Source organism: Promicromonospora sukumoe (assembly GCF_014137995.1).
In the GTDB taxonomy this organism is placed as follows: domain Bacteria; phylum Actinomycetota; class Actinomycetes; order Actinomycetales; family Cellulomonadaceae; genus Promicromonospora; species Promicromonospora sukumoe.
In genome coordinates this window covers 1,022,450-1,040,159 of record NZ_JACGWV010000001.1, presented here as the reverse complement: position 1 = coordinate 1,040,159, position 17,710 = coordinate 1,022,450, and the positions used below count along the sequence as shown (strand labels likewise).

Below are 17,710 nucleotides of genomic sequence, written 5' to 3'. Positions count from 1 at the left end.
ACGGGCGGAGGCCGCGCATCGCTGCGCACCCCACCCTGGCTCGCGACGCTGTCCGCCAGGTGGTGGTTCCCGCCGGCCCGCTCACCATCGAGGGGCCCGGCGCGGACCAGTGAAGCATCACCCCTCCGACTCCGGCAATGGTTTTCGGTGTTTTCGGTATGAGATCACCCGTTGCGGCCTCATCCATACCGAAAAACACCGAAACCCATTGTTGGGTGCACGGCCGTGTGGCAGGGTCGGCGCGTCAGTGCGCCACGACGAAGTGCCACGACTGGAGGACGACATGAGACAGGTCCGAGCAGGACGGCCGGCCGCAGCCGGCACGCTGGGGGCGGTGGTGGTCGCCGCGCTCGCCGTACCGGCGGCGCCCCTGGCGGCGCAGGCTGCCGACTCGTACGAGTTCACGAGCACGCAGAACCCGATCCTGGCCGACGGGAGCTACTACTCCGCCGACCCCGCCCCGCTGGTGGTCCCGGCCGGGGCGCCCGGCAACGACACGGGGAGCGACCAGCTCTACGTCTACACCGGCCACGACGAGGCCGGCGAGACGCGCAACGACTTCATCATGAACGAGTGGGGCGCCTTCGTGACGGCCGACCCCGAGGCGGGCGAGTGGACCCACCACCCGTCCCTGATGCGCCCCGAGGACGTGTTCGACTGGGCGACGCCAGGCCGCGCGTACGCGGGCGAGGTGCAGGAGGGCCTCGACGGCCGGTACTACTGGTACGTCCCCGTGCACGAGGCGGCGAGCCCGTCGAGCGACAAGTTCGGCATCGGCGTCGCCGTGTCCGACTCCCCCACCGGCCCCTGGACCGACCACGCGGGCGGGCCGATCGTCTCGCAGCGGGTACCCACGCCCAACACGATCCACAACATCGACCCGACCGTGCTCGTGGACGGCGTCGGCGCCGAGGCCCGCGTGCACATGTACTGGGGCAGCTTCGGCAACCTGCGCCGCGTCGAGCTCGCGCAGGACATGAGGACCCCCGTGGGCGACGTCCGGACCGTGACCGGCCTGACCGGGTTCTTCGAGGCGCCCTGGCTGTTCGAGCGGAACGGCACCTACTACCTGGCGTACGCCGGCAACAACGCCGGCCCGACCAGCGCCTGCACGCCCGCGAACTACCACGCGTGCATCGCGTACGCGACGGCGCCGTCGGCCACCGGACCCTGGACCTACCGCGGCACGGTGCTCCCGCCCGTCTCCTCCACGACGAGCCACCCGGGCATCGTCGAGCTGGACGGCCAGTGGTGGATCGCCTATCACACGGCCGACGCCGAGGGCGGCAACCACTTCCGCCGGTCGGTCGCGATCGACAAGGTCGAGTGGGACGACACGCAGGACCCGCCGCGGATGCGCCCCGTCACCATCACGCCGGAGCGGGAGCCGGACCGGACGCCACGGGCGAACGTCGCGCAGGAGGCCCGCGTCACGGTGTCCAACGACCCCGTGCCGACGCAGTACTGGGTCAAGGCGCTCAACGACGAGATCGTGCGGCCCAACCCGCTGCCGCCGGACATGTGGGGCACATGGACCGGGAACAACCCGCCGCAGCAGTGGGTGCAGTACACCTGGGACCAGCCGGTACGCGTGTCCGGGTCGCAGATCGAGTTCTGGAACGACCAGCCCCGCGGCTCGGGGGTGGGCGTGGCCGCGCCGGACGCGTGGCGCATCCAGTTCTGGGACGCCGACGACGGCGCCTGGGCGGACGTGCCCGGCGCCTCCGGGTATCCCACGGGCACCGCGGGCTTCCAGTCGACGTCGTTCGACCCGGTGACGACCACGCAGCTCCGCGCGGTGTTCGACGCGTCGACCAACGGGTCCACGTACTCCGCCGTCGCCGTCGAGGAGTGGAAGGTGCTGGCGGAGCAGGCCGACTCGGTGGAGCCGGGGCGGCTGACCGTGGAGGTCGGCGAGACGGACCTGCCCGGTGCTGTGCGGGCGACCTACCCGGGCGGGGTCTCCCTGTCGGTGCCGGCCTTCTGGGACGCGCTCACCGCCGACGACGTCGCCTCGCCGGGCTCGCTGGAGGTCGAGGGTTCGGTGCTCGGTTACGCCGCGGGCCGGGTGTCGGCGACGGTGACCGTCGTCGACCCGTCGGACACGTCGGGTGACTCGACGGCCCCGGAGGTGGTGCTCACCCCGAGCGGCAGCGCCGGCACGGGCGGCTGGTTCCGCTCGGCGGTACGCGTCCGGGTCGCGGGCACCGACGACGGCGGCGGCCGGGTCACGCTCTCGACCTCGGTCGACGGCGCCGCGCCCGTCGTGGCCGAGGCCGTCCGGTTCACCGACGTCGAGGTGGCGGGCGACGGCGAGCACACCGTCACCGCGACGGCGACGGACCGGGCCGGCAATGTCTCGGCGGAGGCCGCGCTGGACGTGCGGATCGACGCGACGGCCCCGCGGAGCACGGCGACCGTGGACGAGCGGGCGCGGTCCGTGGCTCTTGCTGCTGCGGACGCGACGTCCGGCGTCGCGCGGATCGAGGTCGCGGTGGACGGCGGCGGGTTCGAGCCGTACACCGGCGCGGTCTCCGCGCCGGACGGCGACCGGCACGACGTGCGGTACCGCGCCGTCGACCGGGCCGGCAACGCCGAGACCGCCCGGACGGTCACGATCCCCGCCGACCTGAGCGGGCCGCTGACCGGCAACGTCGCGGCGCTGGCCATGCCGACGGCGTCGTACACGGCGGGCTGGAACTCGGTGCTGGCGCTGAACGACGGGCTCGATCCCGCGAGCCCGCCGCAGGCACAGCTCTGGGGCACGTGGTCGGGCAACCACCCGGCGACCCAGTGGGTGCAGTACGCGTGGCCCCGGCCGATCCGGCTGACCGCGGCCGAGATCAAGTTCTGGGCCGACCAGCCGCAGGGCACCGGCGCGGGCGTGGCCCAGCCGGACTCCTGGGACCTGTCGTACTGGGACGAGGCCGCCCAGGAGTGGGCCCCGGTGCCCGACCCGTCGGCCTCCGGCACGAGCACCACCGCGTTCAACCGCATGACGTTCGCGCCGGTCACGACGTCACGCCTGCGGGCGACGGTCCACGCGAACTCCAACGGCGACGGCACCCAGTACGCCGCCGTGGCGGCGACCGAGTGGCGGGTGCTCGCCGACGACCCGGGGTCTGGTCCGGCGGGGCCCGCGGTGACCGTGACGGCCGCCGTCCGGTGCGTGGCCGGCAGCGCGACCCTGGCGGTGCGCGCCGTCAACGACCACGACGGCCCGGTCGACGTCACGCTCACCACGCCGTTCGGCACGCGCTCGTTCGCTGATGTGGCGCCGGGTGCGGCCGCGTACCAGTCGTTCGCGGTCCGCGCGCCGTCGGCCGAGGCGGGCACGGTGACGGTCCGGGTGCGCGGCGAGGTGGAGGGCGAGCAGGTGACGCGCGAGGTCCCGGCGCAGTACGGGGCGCTGGTCTGCCCGGCCTGACGCCGCCCGGCGGGCCGCTCGTCCCGTGCGGTCGGCCCCCGAGAGTGCGCTTCTACCCAGCCATTACGCCCGAAAACGCTATGGATTCCGGGCCCAATGACTGGGTAGAAGCGCGCTCGGCGCGGCGCGGGGTGACTGTAGGTCTCCGCGGTGTGTTGCTCCGAGTCGACAATGTCTACCCGGAGCAACACAGTCGGTTCGCGAACACTCTCCCCGCGACCGACCCTGACCGAGCAGAGCACAGCTCGGCGGGCCTCTCGACACCGACACCACGGAAGTGCGCTTCTACCCAGTCGTCAGGCCCGAAACCATGGGGGTTTCCGGGCGCAATGACTGGGTAGAAGCGCACTTCTGTTCTGGGCGGGGTCGCGGCGGACACGGCGGGACGGGCGGATGTGACTCTTCATCTCCGAGGTGTGTCACGCAGAGTCGACAATGTCTACGCCGAGCAACACAGTCGGTTCGCGAGCATTCTCGCCAGGAGGTTCTCGTGCCCGGCCGAACTGGGCGGCGGCATGGGCAAAGGTGCGCTTCTACCCAGTCATTAGGCCCGAACCAAGGGAGTTTCCTGGCGTAATCACTGGGTAGACCCGCACTTCTCTGTTCCAAGCGGATTGCAGCGGGCGGGGCGGGCCGATGTGACTCTTCGTCTCCGAGGTGTGTTGCGCAGAGTCGACAATGTCTGCCCAGAGCAACACAGTCGGTTCGCGAATGCTCTCCCACGGAGAACCCGGATCCCCGCCGAGCAGAGCACAGCTCGGCGGGGCCCATGACAGCGGCACCACGGAAGTGCGCTTCTACCCAGTCGTTGGGTCCGGAATCACGGGGTTTTCGGGCGTGATGACAGGGTAGAAGCGCACTTTGGTGCGGCGCCGGACGGCGGCCGCGCAGGGCAGGCGGGGTGGGTGGGTGGGGTCAGAGGGTCGGGAGCCAGACGCGCATCGTGGCCGGGCCTCGGTTGGCCCAGTCGTGGTACGCCACCAGTGGGACGTCGTGCAGCTCGGGGCGCGGGTGCGGGACGACGTCGTCCGCTGCCTTGTAGGGCCAACCGGCATCGGCGTCGGCAGTGTTGTCACCGCTGTCACCAGCGCCGGCAGCATCGGCCTCAGCGCCCGCCCTTGCCGCAGCAGCAGCAGCAACGCCAGCGCCAGCGCGCAGCAGGCCGGCGCGGACGTAGACCGTGCCGTTCACCTCCCACGGGGGGACCGAGGTGTCGACGACGACGTCGTCCACGCCGCCGCCCGAACCGTCAGCACCGGCGCCCAGACCCACCGCCTCCAGGTCCACCGACTCCAGGCAGAGGACCTCCGGGCCGCGCTGCACGGCGACGCAGCCGCGGACGGCGTCGATGTGCGGATCGGGCACGACGAACCGCGGGGCAGCGTCGAGGTCGAGCACCACGACGCCGCCGGTCCGCGGACCGGCCACCGCGACGAGCCCTGGACCCACCTCGCGGACAGCACCGTCGTCACCGCCGCGCACACCGTCACCCACGCCCACGCCCACGCCCACATCCACGCCGGCACCCGAGCCGTCACCCACGCCCACATCCACGCCTGCGCCGCCGACACCAGCGTCACCGCCGCCCACGGCACCAGCGCCGCCGCCCGAACCCACCCGCACCCGCGCCACCCCCGACCACGCCGGCACCCGCAGCGTCAGCGTCCAGTCGCCCGCCGGCGCCTCGACGACGCGCACCTCGACACGCCCGTTCGCCGGGTAGTCGGTGACGACGTCGAGCCCGACCCGCTCCCCCGACGGCAGCTCGGCGCGGATCTCGGCGGGGGCGTACTGGTGGAGCTGCACGCCACCGTCGTCGACCGTGGCGACGTACGCCGCGAGGCTCGCGAAGGTGCGCGCCACGTTGGGCGGGCAGCACGAGACCTCGAACCACGGGGCGCGCAGCGACGCCTCGGCGCGCTTGCTGACGACGTCGTCGGCGACGTGCTCGGCCGGGACACGCTGGTGCAGGGTGTTCGCGTAGAAGAAGGACTGGCCGTCGTGGGCCGGCGAGGTCGCGACGACGTTGGTCAGGGCGCGCTCGATCGCGTCGGCGTACTCGACGCCGCCGCGGGCCAGGAGCAACCGCCATGACACCATGACCGAACCGACGCTCGCGCACGTCTCCGAGTACGCGCGGTCCGGGGGCAGCACCCAGTCGTCGCCGAACGCCTCGTCCTGGTGGTGCGACCCCTGCCCGCCGGTCACGTACGTGCGCCGGGCCTGGGCGCGGGCCCACTGGCCGGCGACGGCGTCGAGCAGCCCGGTGTCGCCCGTCTCGACCGCGACGTCGACCGCGCCCGCGGCCAGGTAGTTGGCGCGGACGGCGTGCCCGTGCAGCACCTCGGAGTCGCGCACGGGCACGACGTCCTGGTAGTAGGAGCGGCCGAACTCGATGTCGGCGAGGGTGCCGTGCCCGTGCCGCTCCACGAACAGCGCCGCCTGCGCGAGGTAGCGCGGCTCGCCGAGCGCCCGGCCGAGCTCGGCCAGGCCCAGCTCGATCTCGGAGTGCCCGCAGATCCCCTGGTTGCCGGCCGGCCCGAACGTCGCGCAGACGTGGTCGGCGCTGCGCCGGGCGACGTCGACCAGGAGGTCGTCGGGCTTGCCGGTGCGGGCCCGGGCCGCGGCCGCCTGGTAGAGGTGCCCCTGGCAGTAGAGCTCGTGGCCCCACTCCAGGTCGGTGTAGCGCGGCTGCTGCCCGGGGCGGCCGAACCGCGTGCCGATGTACCCGTCCGGCTCCTGGGCGGCGGCCACGCGGAGCACAATGGCGTCGAACCGCTCCTGGAGGTCGGCGTCGGGCCGGCGCCCGAGCTCCCAGGCCATGGCCTCCAGCAGCTTGTACACCTCGGAGTCGCTGAACTCCCGGCCACGCCGCTTCTCGGCCAGCTCGCCGGCCAGGCCCCCGGCGACCGCGAGGTCGAAGTTGCCCAGCCAGCCCTCGCGCTCGAGCCAGTGCTCGATGTGCGCCAGGGTGGCGGTCGCGTTCACCTCCTGACGTCGGGCCCAGGGGCCGCCGGTGATGCGCACCTGGTCGAGGCCGAGGGGTGTGAGCCGCCCGGTCGAGGGCACGACGGGCGCGGGCGCGGCGGCGCCACGGTGTCCGGTCGGGAAGAGCATGCGGAGACCTCCGGGAAGTGGTGGACGGGCTGAGCGGGGCACGGGCGGTCAGCCCTTGAGCGCACCGGACATGAACCCGCGGACGTAGTGCCGCTGGAGCAGGAGGAACAGGACGACGCACGGCAGCGCCATGACGACGACGCCGGCCTCGGTGGCGCCGTAGTCGACGATGCCCATGACCTGGGCCCGGAGGTTCGCCACGGCGAGCGGGAGCGGGACCTTGGTGGAGTCGGAGATGAGGATCAGCGGCGCGACGAAGTCGTTCCACGCCGCGAGGAACGCGAACAGGCCCACGGTGATGACGCCGGGCTTGACCGCCGGGAGCAGCACGGTGCGCAGCGCCCGGAACGAGGAGCAACCGTCCACGAGGGCGGCCTCGTCCAGCTCGCGCGGGACGGCGTCGAACGAGATGCGCATCATGAACGTCGCGAACGGGAGCTGGAACACCGTGAGCACGAGCGCCAGGCCGACCAGCGTGTTCTGCAGGCCGATCGCGTTGAGCATCACGTACAGCGGGATGAGCAGCGTCGCGTACGGGACCATGAGGATCGCGAGGGTGAGCAGGAACAGCACGTTGCGGCCCGGGAACTTGAACCGGGAGAACGCGTAGCCGCCCAGCACCGAGGCGACGAGCGTGAACAGCACCGTCATCCCGGACACGAGCGTGGAGTTGAGCAGGTACTGGGGCAGGCCGGCCTGGTACTCCATGAGGGTGGCGTAGTTGCCCAGCCCCCAGCCGTCGACCTGGCTGCTGCCGGGCTGGGGCGCCACGGAGGCGACCCCGGCCCAGATCAGCGGGAAGACGAAGACGAGGGCGAGCCCGCCGGTCAGGACCCAGTACGGGGTGCGCAGGGCGACCCCCGCGAGACGGGACCGAGGTGCGCGCGGACGGCGCCGCGCCTGCGGGCGGGCCGGGGCGGCCGGGAGTGCGGTCGTGGTCATGTCAGTCCTCCTGGCCTGCGCGCATGGCGCGCATCTGGGCCACGTTCACGACGACGAGCACGACCAGGACGACGATCGACAGCGCTGCCGCGATGCCGAGGTCGTTCTGTCCCTGGAAGGCCACGTTGTAGATGAGCTGGACGACCGTGAGCGTGCTGTTGTCCGGCCCGCCCTTGGTCAGGATGTAGAACTGGTCGAACGCCAGCAGCGAGCCGGTCACGCACAGCACCGTGCACAGTGCCAGCGACGGGCGCAGCAGCGGCAGCGTGACGTGGGCGAAGCTCTGCCACCGGTTGGCGCCGTCCATCCGGGCGGCCTCGATCACCTCGTGCGGGATGCCCTGCAGCCCCACCATGAGCAGCAGCATGTAGAAGCCCGCGAACCGCCAGACCACGAGGAACACCGTGGACCAGAGCGCGCTGTCGGGGCTGCCGAGGAACGACACCGGGCCGTCGGCCAGCCCGAGCCGCTGCAGCAGTGGCGAGAGCGGGCCCACCTGGGGCGAGTACAGCGCGTAGAAGAGCAGCGACGCCGACGCGAGGCCGAGCGCGCTGGGCACCAGGATCGACGTGCGCAGCACCGCGGACCAGCGGCTCGACTCCTGCACGAGCAGCGCGAGCCCCAGGCCGAGGCCGATGAGCAGCACCGTGGCGATCACCGTGTACTTCAGCGTGAAGACGACCGAGTCCCAGAAGAACCGGTGCGTGAGCGCGTCGACGTAGTTCTGCGGCGCGTTCAGGCCCTGGTTGCCGGACAGGAGCGGCCAGTCGGACAGCGACATCTGGCCCACCAGCAGCACCGGCAGGACGAACAGGCCCACGACGAGCAGGGCGGTCGGGGCGGCGTAGCCCCAGCCGTGCAGGGCACGGCGGCGCGCGACGGCGACGACGGCGGGCCGGGTGGGCGGACGGGCGGAGGTTTTCGCGGGCACGGGTGGCTCCTCGTTCACGGGACGACGGCGGAGGACGGGCTCGGTGCCGAGGGGCCGCGTGGTCCCGCCGCGCGTCGCGACGGGACCACGCCGGCCGTTCTCGGCCGGGGCGGCTACTGCCCCAGCACCGCCGTGATCTCCTCGTTGTCCGTCTCGACGGTCCCGCCGTCGCCGAACACCTCGTTGCGGATCATGGTCATCCACGGGCTGCCGGGGGCGTTGAAGGCCTGCTGGAAGTTGATCGCCAGCGGGGTGCGGCCCTGCGCGGCGACCTCGTTCACGGCCAGGACCCGCGGGTCCTGCGACGAGTACTCGTTCTCCGCCAGGTCGGCACGCGAGACCACGTCACCGTTCTTGGCCAGCACCTCGACCTGGGCCTCCTCCGACATCAGCCAGGACATGAAGTTCCAGGCCTGGTCGGCGTTCTCGGAGTCCTTGGAGATGCCGATGCCGTCGCCGCCCACGAAGGTGGACGCTCCGCCGTCGGGCCCCGGGATGGGGGCCACGCCGACCTCGCCGAGCGCCTCGTCGGCCGTGGCGAGCATGGTCGCCGGGAACGGCATCACGCCGACCTCGCCCTCGAGGAACGGCCCGGTCCAGGTGGCGCCGGTCTCCTCCTGCGAGCCCTCGCCCACGGCGTCGGAGTCCACGAGGTCCTTCCAGACGCCGTACACCTCCTGCGCGGTGTCGCCCGCCAGCAGCGACTCCGTGCCCTCGGCGTTCATGACGTCCTCTCCCCCGGCCCAGATCTGGGGGAACCACGTGAACACGAGGCAGCCGCCGCAGTTGCCGCCGAAGTAGGTGCCGTTGACGTCGCCGCCCAGCTCGTCGACCGCCTTGGCCTGCTCGGAGAACTCGGCCAGCGTCGTCGGGCCCTGCTCGGGGTCGAGGCCCGCCTGCTCGTAGAGGTCCTTGTTGTAGAACATGACCGACACGTCGAGCACGAAGGGCAGCACGTGCTGCCGGCCGTCCAGCGTGCCGCCGTCGAGGTGGCCCTGGTTGATCTGGTCGGCGTGGTCGAGCTCGGCGACCGCGTCGGTCACGTCCGCGAAGAGGCCCTGCTGGACCCAGTTGGGCACGTACACGATGTCGGCCGCGAACAGGTCGGGCAGGCCGCCGCTGCCCGCGGCGGCGCCGACCTTCGCCACGTAGTCGTCGTTCGGCACGACCGTGAGCGCGACCTGGTTCTCGTGCGACGCGTTGTACGCCTCGACGAGCAGGTTCGCCTGCTGCTCCAGCGGGGCACGGGTCCAGAGCGTGAGCTCCGTGCCGTCGTCGACGCCCTCGGCCGAGACCTGCGCCTCCTGCGTGCCGCCGTCCGCGCTGGACGTGCTGCAGGCGGCGAGCGCCGTGCTCGCCAGGCCGGCCGCGAGGAAGGAGGCCACGAGCCTCGCGCTCGCCCTGCGGTGGGTAGCCATCATCCGTCTCCTTGACTTCGTCGTCACTCGGCCGGTGGGAAAGCTCGCGGAAGACGCGATGCCGAAACCGTCCGAAAAGGCTTTCTGCGACTGTAGGGTGGGCTTGCCACCGCGTCAAGGACGAACCTTCGTCACGTTTGTGTTACACCTTTTCGGTACGGTTCGACATCGACTTCTCACAGGAGGAAGCCATGGCCTCGGGCGAAACGCCGCGCACCGCCACCCTGACCGACGTCGCCCGCCTCGCGGGGGTCTCGATCGCCACCGCCTCGAAGGCCATCAACGGGCGCGCCCAGGTGCGAGCCGAGACCCGCACGCGGGTGCTGGAGGCCGCCGAGCAGCTCTCGTTCGCGCCCAACGCGCTGGCGCGCGGGCTGCTCCAGGGGCGCACGGGCACGGTCGGCCTGCTCACGTCCGACCTGGAGGGCCGGTTCTCGATCCCGGTGCTGATGGGGGCCGAGGACGCGTTCGGCGCCGGGCAGGTGTCGGTCTTCCTGTGCGACGCGCGCGGCGACGCCATCCGGGAGCAGCACCACATCCGCGCGCTGCTGTCCCGCCGGGTCGAGGGCCTGATCGTCGTCGGCTCGCGGACCGACCCGCGCCCGCCGCTGGCCGGCGACCTGCCGGTGCCCGTGGTCTACGCGTACGCGCCGTCGGAGAACCCCGACGACATCTCGATCACCGCCGACAACGTGAACGCCGGCGGCCTCGCGATCGACCACCTGATGTCCTGCGGACGCCGCCGGATCGCGCACGTCACGGGCGACGCCTCCTACGCGGCGGCGCAGGACCGCAGCCGCGGCGCGGAGCGCGCGATCGCCGAGGCCGGCCTGGAGCTCGTGGGCGGCCGCACCTTCTTCGGGTCGTGGAGCGAGGGGTGGGGCCGGGGCGTGGCGAGCATGATCCTGGACCAGTACCCCGACGTCGACGGCTTCTTCTGCGGCAGCGACCAGATCGCCCGGGGCGTGCTCGACACGCTGCGGGAGTCGGGCCGCGACGTGCCGCGCGACATCTCGGTGATCGGCTTCGACAACTGGGCCGTGCTCACGACGAACACCCGGCCGCAGCTCACGAGCGTCGACATGAACCTGGAGCAGGTCGGGCGGGTCGCCGCGCGGCGGCTGTTCGAGGCCATCGAAGGACAGGCGGCCTCGGGCATCGAGGAGCTACCGTGCCGCATAGTCACCCGGGAGTCGTCCGTCCCGGTCCCGTGACCCACGTGCCCGGCGGAAGGACCCTGACATGGTGTGGGCGCAGCTCGCCGGCGACCTCCTGGGCGTCTTCTTCTTCGCCGTGTCGGGGTCGCTGCTCGCGGCGCAGCGGCAGTTCGACATCGTCGGCTCGCTGCTGCTCGGCACCTGCGTGGGCCTGGGCGGCGGCATCCTGCGGGACGTGATCCTCGACGTCGGCGTGCCCCGCGCGTTCAACTCGCCGGTCTACCTGCTCCCGCCCGTGCTGGCCGCGGTGGTCGTGTACTTCTTCGCGCGCGTCGTGCACCGCTTCCACGACCTGCTCATCACGTTCGACGCCGCCGGCATGGCCCTGTTCGCCGTCACCGGCACGCTGGTCTCGCTGGCCGCGGGCATGAACCCGGTGGCGTCCGCGATCCTCGGCCTGGTGACGGCGGTGGGCGGCGGCGTGATCCGCGACGTCGTCGCCAACGACGTGCCGCAGATCTTCCGGGCGCGCGGCCTGTACGCCATCCCCGCGCTGCTCGGGGCGGGCCTGACCAGCGTGCTGTCCTGGGCCGGCTGGTTCAACCTCGGCACGGGCGCCGCCATCGCCGTGCTGGTGTTCGTGCTGCGGATGGTCTCGCTGCGCTACCGCTGGCAGGCGCCACCGGCGGGCGGCAACCGCGCGGTCTGACGGCGCCCCGCGGCCAGCGCCACGGACGGCACCTCACCCGCGGCGCACCTCACGGAACGCCCGTCCGTGTCGTCAGATGAGACATGAACACCATCTACCGCCGCGTCCTGCTCCTCGCCACGGTGGCGGTCGGGGCCTACGTCGGCGTCTGGGCCGCGTTCTTCCCCGAGTCGTTCTACGTCTCGTTCCCCGGCTTCGGGCTGCACTGGATCGACGTCGACGGCGCCTACAACGAGCACCTGATCCGCGACGTCGGCAGCCTGTACCTCGCGCTCGGCGCCGGCAGCCTCGCGGCCGCGCTCAGCCGCAGCGCCCTGCCCGGCCGGGTGCTCGGCCTGGTCTGGGCGGTGTTCGGCGTGCTGCACCTCGTCTACCACCTGGGGCACCTGCACGGCTCGGTGCTCGACGTCGTGGGCAACGTCGTCAGCCTGGGCGGGAGCGCGCTGCTCGGCGTCCTGCTCATGCTCCCGGTGCGGGGAGAACCCGCGGCCACGGAGCCCCCTGGCACGACGGGCGCGTAACGCCCCCACGGGCGGCCCCGGTGCGGAAGGATGAGCCGCCGTGGGACGACGGGAGCCGTCCCGGACCGAGGGGAGACGGCGTGAGCGACCACGGAACGACCGGACCGGGCGGCCTGGCCCGCCGCGGGCACCTGCTGCGGCTCGGCGCGCCGCGCGACACGGCGGCGGTGCGGCACCTGGTGACCTTCCTCGTGGCGAGCGTCGTGACCGTGCTCGCCACGCGCGCCTACCTCGCGGCGACGGGCTACCCGCAGATCGGCGGGGGCGGGCTGCACCTGGCCCACGTGCTGTGGGGCGGGCTGCTCATGGCGCTGGCGATGATGCTGCTGCTGTCGTACGTCGGCCCGGTGCCGCGCTCGCTCGGGGCCCTGCTCGGCGGCGTCGGCTTCGGGCTGTTCATCGACGAGGTCGGCAAGTTCGTCACCTCGGACAACGACTACTTCTACGCCCCCACGGCCGCGATCATCTACTTCGTCACCGTGGTGCTCGTGCTGGTCGTCGAGGGCCTGCACGGTCGCCGGGCGCACCACCCGGCCGAGTACCTCGCGGTGGCGGCCGACCGGCTCGCCGCCGGCCTGGCCGGCGGGTTCACGCCGTCGGCCCGCCAGGAGGCGCGCGAGCTCGCGGCGAAGGGCGCCGGCGAGCCCGGCGCCGCGCAGGTCGCCGACCTCGTCGAGGCCGTCCCCGCCGACGACGCGGACGTGCCCGACCCGGTCCGCGCCGGGGTGCGGGGCGTGGTGCGGTGGCTGGACGGGCTCGTGGACCGGGCCTGGGCCGCGTGGCTGGTCATCGGCCTGCTCCTGCTGGTCGGCGTCGCGGAGGCGGCTGTCGGCGTCCGCGTCCTGGCGGGGCAGGTGTCCGGGGTGCCGGCCTGGACGGGCGCCGCGATCCTCGTGGCGGTCGGGGTGTCCGTCGTGCTGCTCGTCGTCGGCGTCGTGGTGGGCCGCCACAACCGCCTGGAGGGCGCCGTCTGGGTGCGCCGCGCCGTGCTCGTGAGCCTGCTGTTCACCCAGCTCCTGGTGTTCCGGGCCGTGCGGTGGACGGCAGCGTTCGGCCTGGTCCTGGACGTGCTGGCCTTCGTGGCCCTGGAGGTGGCGCTCCGCGAGGAGCGCGGGGTGCGGGCCCGCACCTCCTGACCCGCACCCTCGCGCCCCCGGCGACGTCACCAACCGGCGCGGATCACCCCGCGGGCGTCACCACCCGGGCCGAGCCGCCGCCGAGCCGCGTCGGCTCCGCCACCGCCGTGAGCAGCCCGTCCGGGCCGATCTCGATGGCGGTCGCCGCCCCGATCGCGTTCGCGGTCGGCACGAGCGTGTGCCCGTACGCGGTCAGCGCGGTGCCGTACGCGTCGACGTAGGCCTGCTCGGCCGTCGTCCGCGCGCCGTTCTGCGGCGCCGCCCGCGGCGCGGCGATGGCCTCCTGGATCGTCATGCCGAGGTCGATCCGGTTGACCAGCATCTGAGAGACCGCCGAGATGATGTTCGACCCGCCCGGCGACCCCAGCGCGAGCACCGGGCTCCCGTCCCGCAGGACGATCGTCGGCGCCATGGACGAGCGCGGGCGCTTGCCGGCCTCGATCCGGTTCGGGTCGTCGGCGTCGTACTCGATGCTGAAGTCGGTGAGCTCGTTGTTCAGCAGGAAGCCGCGCCCGGGCACCACGATGCCCGACCCGCCGATCTGCTCGATCGTGAGGGTGTACTCGACCACGTCGCCCCACTTGTCCACGGCCGTCAGGTTCGTGGTGGACGTGCTCTCCGTGTCCTCGGGCACGGTGCCGGGCGCGGGGGCGCCGTCGCACACGCCGTCGTACGAGCGGGCGTCACCCGGGGCGACGGGCTTGGGCGCCGCGGCCCCCGGGTCGAGCAGGCAGGCCCGCTCCCGCGCGAACGTGTCGTCCAGCAGCCCGTCGACGGGCACGTCCACGAAGTCGCCGTCGCCCAGGTAGGCGGCCCGGTCCGCGAACGCCAGCGCGCTTGCCTCGAAGAAGTGGTGCCGCGCGCCGGCGTCGTCCAGGGACGCCAGGTCGAACTGCTCCAGGATGTTCAGCGTCTCGCCGATGGTGGTCCCGCCCGACGCCGGCGGCGCCATGCCGTAGACGTCGTACCCGCGGTAGGAGAAGACGGTCGGGTCGCGGTCCACGACCTCGTACGCCGCGAGGTCCGCGGGCGTCATCGAGCCGGCGGGCACCGGCAGCGCGGTACCGGCCGCGACCGGCGGGGCCTGCACGGCGTCGGCGATCTCGTGCGCCAGCGCGCCCTCGTAGAACGCGTCGACGCCCCCGGCCGCGAGCTCCCGGTACGTCGCGGCGAGGTCCGGGTTGCGGAACACCGAGCCGACGGCGGGGGCCGCGCCGTCCGGCAGGAACAGGTCGGTCGTGGAGGTGATCGCCTCGAACCGCGCCTGGTTGGCCAGGGTCTGGTCGTGGAAGGTCTGGTCGACGACGAAGCCGTGCTCCGCGACCGCCGTCGCCGGCCGCAGCGCCTGGCGCAGCGTGGTGGTGCCCCAGCGCTCCAGCGCGCGGTCCCAGGTGGCGGGCGTGCCGGGGACGCCGACGCTGACACCGCCGGTCACCAGGTCCGGGTAGAAGGGGTAGGGCTCCCCCGTCGCCGGGTCGAGGAACACGTCCGGCCCGACGGCGGCGGGCGCCGTCTCGCGCCCGTCGATCGTCTCGACCTCGCCGGTCGAGGCGTCGTAGTGCACGAAGAACCCGCCGCCGCCGATGCCCGCGCTGTACGGGTCGGTCACGCCGATCGCCGCCGCCATCGCGACGGCGGCGTCGGTGGCGTTGCCGCCCTGGCGCAGCACCTTCAGGCCCACCTCGGAGACGACGGGGTCGAGCGAGCTGACCGCGCCGCCGTAGCCGACCGACGTCGGCACGCGCGGTGGTTGGTGCGTGCTGGCGCCGGCCGGGCTCGCGGCGACCGAGCCGGCCAGCACGAGCGCGAGCGCGCCCGTGACCGCCGAGGATCGGACGACGAATCTGCTGCTCATAGGGCAAGTCCTCCTGGGTGTCTGCGTTGACGTCCCGGTCGGGACGCCACGACTATGACGCACAATTCACCCGAAAGGTTGTCTCCGTCCCCCGGCGAGTTCCCCGCGAGTTCCCGCCGAGCTCCCCCCGAGCTCCCAGGCGAGCTCAGCGCAGCGTGCTCAGGACCGCCACGACCCCGTGCTCCTCGATGCGCCCGGTGACCTCGTCCGCGGCGTCGATGAGGGCCGCGGGCGCGTGCCCCATCGCGACGCCGCGCGCGGCCCAGGCGATCATCTCCAGGTCGTTGACGCCGTCCCCCACGGCCACGGTCGAGCGCGGGTCCACGCCCTCCCGCTCCCGGATGCGCTCCAGCGCCGTCGCCTTGCTCAGGGCCCGCGGGGTGACGTCCACCCAGTCGGGGCCGGCGGGGGTCGCCGTGACGCCCAGGTCGCGCAGCGGCTCCAGCAGGTCGAGGACGCCGTCCCCGCGCAGGATGACGCGGGACGACGGCGCGGCCCACAGCTCCGTGTCGGCGACCCGGCGCTGCTCCCCGTTGACCAGCCCGTGCTCGAAGACGCGGTTGACCCGGTACCCCCAGCCCACCTCCTCGACCCCGACCTGCACCGTGGGCAGGGCGGCGCGTGCGAGGCGGACGACCGGCTCGACGTCGAACGAGTGCACCTTCTCGATCCGGTAGCCGCTGGGCAACGTACGGTCGACGCGCGCGACGACGGCCCCGTTGGAGGCCACGGCCCAGCCCCGGTCGATGCCGAGCTGGCCCGCGACGGGGAGGATCCCCACCAGCGACCGGCCCGAGGCGAGCACGACGTGGTGCCCCGACCGCCGCACCTCCCGCACGGCCCCGACGGTCACGGCCGGGACGATCCCGTCGGTCCCCAGCAGGGTCCCGTCGATGTCGAGAGCGACCAGGGTGCGGGTCACGATGCTCTCGCGGGGAGCGGCCACGGGGGCCGTCCGCAGGTCGGTGGTGGACGACGTCACGGTGCCGGTCGTGTGTGTCATGTACCTCAGACGCGGGGCCCTCCGGGATGTCACAGCACTTTTCGGACAGATGAAGGGCAAGGTGGGGGCATGACGACGCGCAAGAAGCCCAACCCCACCCTGACCACGCTGACCGTGGTCGTGCTGACCGTCGTGGCCTGGTGGATCTTCCTGGGCCGGGACGCCGTCCAGGACGTCGACGCCGCGACCGGGAACGTCACCGGCCCCTACGAGGCACCCCAGGTGATCGCGTGCGTGCTCGTGCTGATCGCCCTCGTGGTGGTCGGCACGCTGGCCGCCCCGGCATGGGTCGCGGTGCTCGCGGTGGCCGTGCCGTTCACGGCGGCGTGGACCATCCAGGCCCAGGCGACGGACGACTCCGGGCTCTGGGCCGTCGGCGCCCTGCTGGTGCTGGTGGGCACCCTGGCCGGGGGCGCCGTCGTCGCCGTGCTCACCCGGCTCGTGGAGCGCCGCCGGGCGGCGCGGAGCACGACCGCGCCGTAGCGCGACCGCGCCCGGCCGGCCCCGGCCACGCCCCGGCGAGGCCCCGTCAGACGGCGGCGGCCGCGGCGCCGACCGTGCGCAGCCCGGCCATGCTGCCGTACAGCTCCTGGAGCCGGGCCACCTCGTCGGCGTCGGCGAACCGCGCGACGCCGCGGCCGAAGTCCTTGGCGGTCTCGATCGCGAAGCGGACGGCGGCCTCGACGTCGTGCAGGTCGGTGGCGCCCGTGGCAGAGCCCGCGACCGCGGTCTCGGTGACGATCGCCAGGCCGACGACGGGCACGGCGGTGGCCGTCGCGGGCTGCACGATCGAGTTCACGTGGAACAGGCCGTTCCCGTAGGGCGTGATGTCCTGCATCGTGATGGGCATGACCGCCGGGGGCCGGCCGGTGGTGCGGCTCGCGACGTCCAGCAGGGTCTCGGAGACCCGCACGATCCAGCCGTCCACGATCGTGGGCGTGATGGCTATGCCCTTGTGGTTGCAGACGCGGTTGCCCTTGGTGGTGTCGATGGACAGGATCGCGTCCATCTCGTCCAGCACCTCGTGCCGGTTGCTCGTCTCCTGGTCCACGGCCGAGCTCATGAACGGCACGGGGTCGTGCGGCTGGGTGGGCGCGTCGGGGTCCACGTGCGTCGCGACGATCACGTCGCCGGGCAGGTGCTCGCCGCGCGCCCGCATCGCGATCAGCTTCGCGGCGACGGTGAGCGAGGCCAGGGCGCCGTCGCCGTCGCTGACGAAGCCGATCTGTTCGGGACGGGCGCCCAGGCCGCCGAGGCGGCCGAGCACGCCGAGCGTCGGCGCGGTGCCGCCGGCACGCTTGCCCTCGCTGCCGGGGATCGTCACGCGCACGAAGTCGGTGGTGCCGCCGGGCCCGTCGACCACCTCGACCTCGATGCTGTCGGGCGACGCGCCGAGGCTCGCGAGGTGCTCGGCCACGGCCGCGCCGCGGACGGCGGGGTCGTCGAGCAGGTCGAACAGGGCGATGAGATGGCTCCAGGACATGGGTGTGCCTC

13 protein-coding genes are annotated in these 17,710 nt (G+C 73.1%); 6 read left to right on the top strand and 7 right to left on the bottom strand.

Features of this window, described 5'->3' with window-relative positions; translation table 11 throughout:
- Window positions 1-283 precede the first annotated feature (283 nt).
- Complete coding sequence (locus FHX71_RS04585; protein ID WP_246402208.1) at window positions 284-3,427, top strand: family 43 glycosylhydrolase; 3,144 nt, start codon at window positions 284-286, stop codon at window positions 3,425-3,427.
- Window positions 3,428-4,342: 915 nt separating this feature from the next.
- Here the strand turns inward: FHX71_RS04585 and FHX71_RS04580 are convergent.
- From FHX71_RS04580 to FHX71_RS04565, 4 genes are all read right to left on the bottom strand, one after another.
- On the bottom strand, window positions 4,343-6,544 hold the full coding sequence (locus FHX71_RS04580; RefSeq protein WP_182614625.1) for a glycoside hydrolase family 127 protein: 2,202 nt from the start codon (window positions 6,542-6,544) through the stop codon (window positions 4,343-4,345).
- A 48-nt stretch (window positions 6,545-6,592) separates the two neighbouring features.
- Window positions 6,593-7,486: a carbohydrate ABC transporter permease gene (locus tag FHX71_RS04575; RefSeq protein ID WP_220489483.1), complete on the bottom strand. Its 894-nt coding sequence runs from the start codon at window positions 7,484-7,486 to the stop codon at window positions 6,593-6,595.
- Between the two features lies 1 nt (window position 7,487).
- Window positions 7,488-8,417 (bottom strand): carbohydrate ABC transporter permease, encoded by a 930-nt coding sequence (locus FHX71_RS04570; protein WP_182614624.1) that lies wholly within the window; start codon window positions 8,415-8,417, stop codon window positions 7,488-7,490.
- 113 nt (window positions 8,418-8,530) lie between these two features.
- Window positions 8,531-9,835: an ABC transporter substrate-binding protein gene (locus FHX71_RS04565; protein WP_182614623.1), complete on the bottom strand. Its 1,305-nt coding sequence runs from the start codon at window positions 9,833-9,835 to the stop codon at window positions 8,531-8,533.
- 191 nt (window positions 9,836-10,026) lie between these two features.
- On the opposite strand from FHX71_RS04565, the gene FHX71_RS04560 reads away from it, so the two are divergent.
- The 4 genes from FHX71_RS04560 to FHX71_RS04545 all read left to right on the top strand — a co-directional run bounded on the left by FHX71_RS04560 (window position 10,027) and on the right by FHX71_RS04545 (window position 13,358).
- Window positions 10,027-11,049, top strand: coding sequence for a LacI family DNA-binding transcriptional regulator (locus FHX71_RS04560; protein ID WP_182614622.1), 1,023 nt, complete (start codon window positions 10,027-10,029; stop codon window positions 11,047-11,049).
- A 28-nt stretch (window positions 11,050-11,077) separates the two neighbouring features.
- Window positions 11,078-11,701 carry a trimeric intracellular cation channel family protein gene (locus tag FHX71_RS04555; RefSeq protein WP_182614621.1) on the top strand — a complete coding sequence of 208 codons (624 nt, stop codon included), beginning with the start codon at window positions 11,078-11,080 and terminating at the stop codon, window positions 11,699-11,701.
- An 83-nt stretch (window positions 11,702-11,784) separates the two neighbouring features.
- Window positions 11,785-12,222, top strand: a complete 438-nt coding sequence (locus FHX71_RS04550; RefSeq protein ID WP_182614620.1) for a hypothetical protein — start codon at window positions 11,785-11,787, stop codon at window positions 12,220-12,222.
- 80 nt (window positions 12,223-12,302) lie between these two features.
- On the top strand, window positions 12,303-13,358 hold the full coding sequence (locus FHX71_RS04545) for a hypothetical protein (RefSeq protein WP_182614619.1): 1,056 nt from the start codon (window positions 12,303-12,305) through the stop codon (window positions 13,356-13,358).
- Window positions 13,359-13,401: 43 nt separating this feature from the next.
- On the opposite strand, the gene ggt is transcribed toward FHX71_RS04545, so the two are convergent.
- Window positions 13,402-15,213, bottom strand: a complete 1,812-nt coding sequence (ggt, locus tag FHX71_RS04540; RefSeq protein WP_182614618.1) for a gamma-glutamyltransferase — start codon at window positions 15,211-15,213, stop codon at window positions 13,402-13,404.
- Window positions 15,214-15,358: 145 nt separating this feature from the next.
- Window positions 15,359-16,216 (bottom strand): HAD family hydrolase, encoded by an 858-nt coding sequence (locus FHX71_RS04535; RefSeq protein WP_182614617.1) that lies wholly within the window; start codon window positions 16,214-16,216, stop codon window positions 15,359-15,361.
- Between the two features lie 69 nt (window positions 16,217-16,285).
- On the opposite strand from FHX71_RS04535, the gene FHX71_RS04530 reads away from it, so the two are divergent.
- Window positions 16,286-16,699, top strand: coding sequence for a hypothetical protein (locus FHX71_RS04530; protein ID WP_182614616.1), 414 nt, complete (start codon window positions 16,286-16,288; stop codon window positions 16,697-16,699).
- A gap of 46 nt (window positions 16,700-16,745) precedes the next feature.
- Here the strand turns inward: FHX71_RS04530 and FHX71_RS04525 are convergent, their stop codons facing one another.
- Window positions 16,746-17,699: a DUF1177 domain-containing protein gene (locus FHX71_RS04525; RefSeq protein ID WP_182614615.1), complete on the bottom strand. Its 954-nt coding sequence runs from the start codon at window positions 17,697-17,699 to the stop codon at window positions 16,746-16,748.
- Window positions 17,700-17,710 lie beyond the last annotated feature (11 nt).

Excerpts from the sequence above, each read along its gene's own strand:
- FHX71_RS04585 (WP_246402208.1), top strand. The coding sequence starts at position 284 with ATGAGACAGGTCCGAGCAGGACGGCCGGCCGCAGCCGGCACGCTGGGG.
- FHX71_RS04580 (WP_182614625.1), bottom strand. The coding sequence starts at position 6,544 with ATGCTCTTCCCGACCGGACACCGTGGCGCCGCCGCGCCCGCGCCCGTC.
- FHX71_RS04575 (WP_220489483.1), bottom strand. The coding sequence starts at position 7,486 with ATGACCACGACCGCACTCCCGGCCGCCCCGGCCCGCCCGCAGGCGCGG.
- FHX71_RS04565 (WP_182614623.1), bottom strand. The coding sequence starts at position 9,835 with ATGGCTACCCACCGCAGGGCGAGCGCGAGGCTCGTGGCCTCCTTCCTC.
- FHX71_RS04560 (WP_182614622.1), top strand. The coding sequence starts at position 10,027 with ATGGCCTCGGGCGAAACGCCGCGCACCGCCACCCTGACCGACGTCGCC.
- FHX71_RS04555 (WP_182614621.1), top strand. The coding sequence starts at position 11,078 with ATGGTGTGGGCGCAGCTCGCCGGCGACCTCCTGGGCGTCTTCTTCTTC.
- FHX71_RS04550 (WP_182614620.1), top strand. The coding sequence starts at position 11,785 with ATGAACACCATCTACCGCCGCGTCCTGCTCCTCGCCACGGTGGCGGTC.
- ggt (WP_182614618.1), bottom strand. The coding sequence starts at position 15,213 with ATGAGCAGCAGATTCGTCGTCCGATCCTCGGCGGTCACGGGCGCGCTC.
- FHX71_RS04535 (WP_182614617.1), bottom strand. The coding sequence starts at position 16,216 with ATGACACACACGACCGGCACCGTGACGTCGTCCACCACCGACCTGCGG.
- FHX71_RS04530 (WP_182614616.1), top strand. The coding sequence starts at position 16,286 with ATGACGACGCGCAAGAAGCCCAACCCCACCCTGACCACGCTGACCGTG.
- FHX71_RS04525 (WP_182614615.1), bottom strand. The coding sequence starts at position 17,699 with ATGTCCTGGAGCCATCTCATCGCCCTGTTCGACCTGCTCGACGACCCC.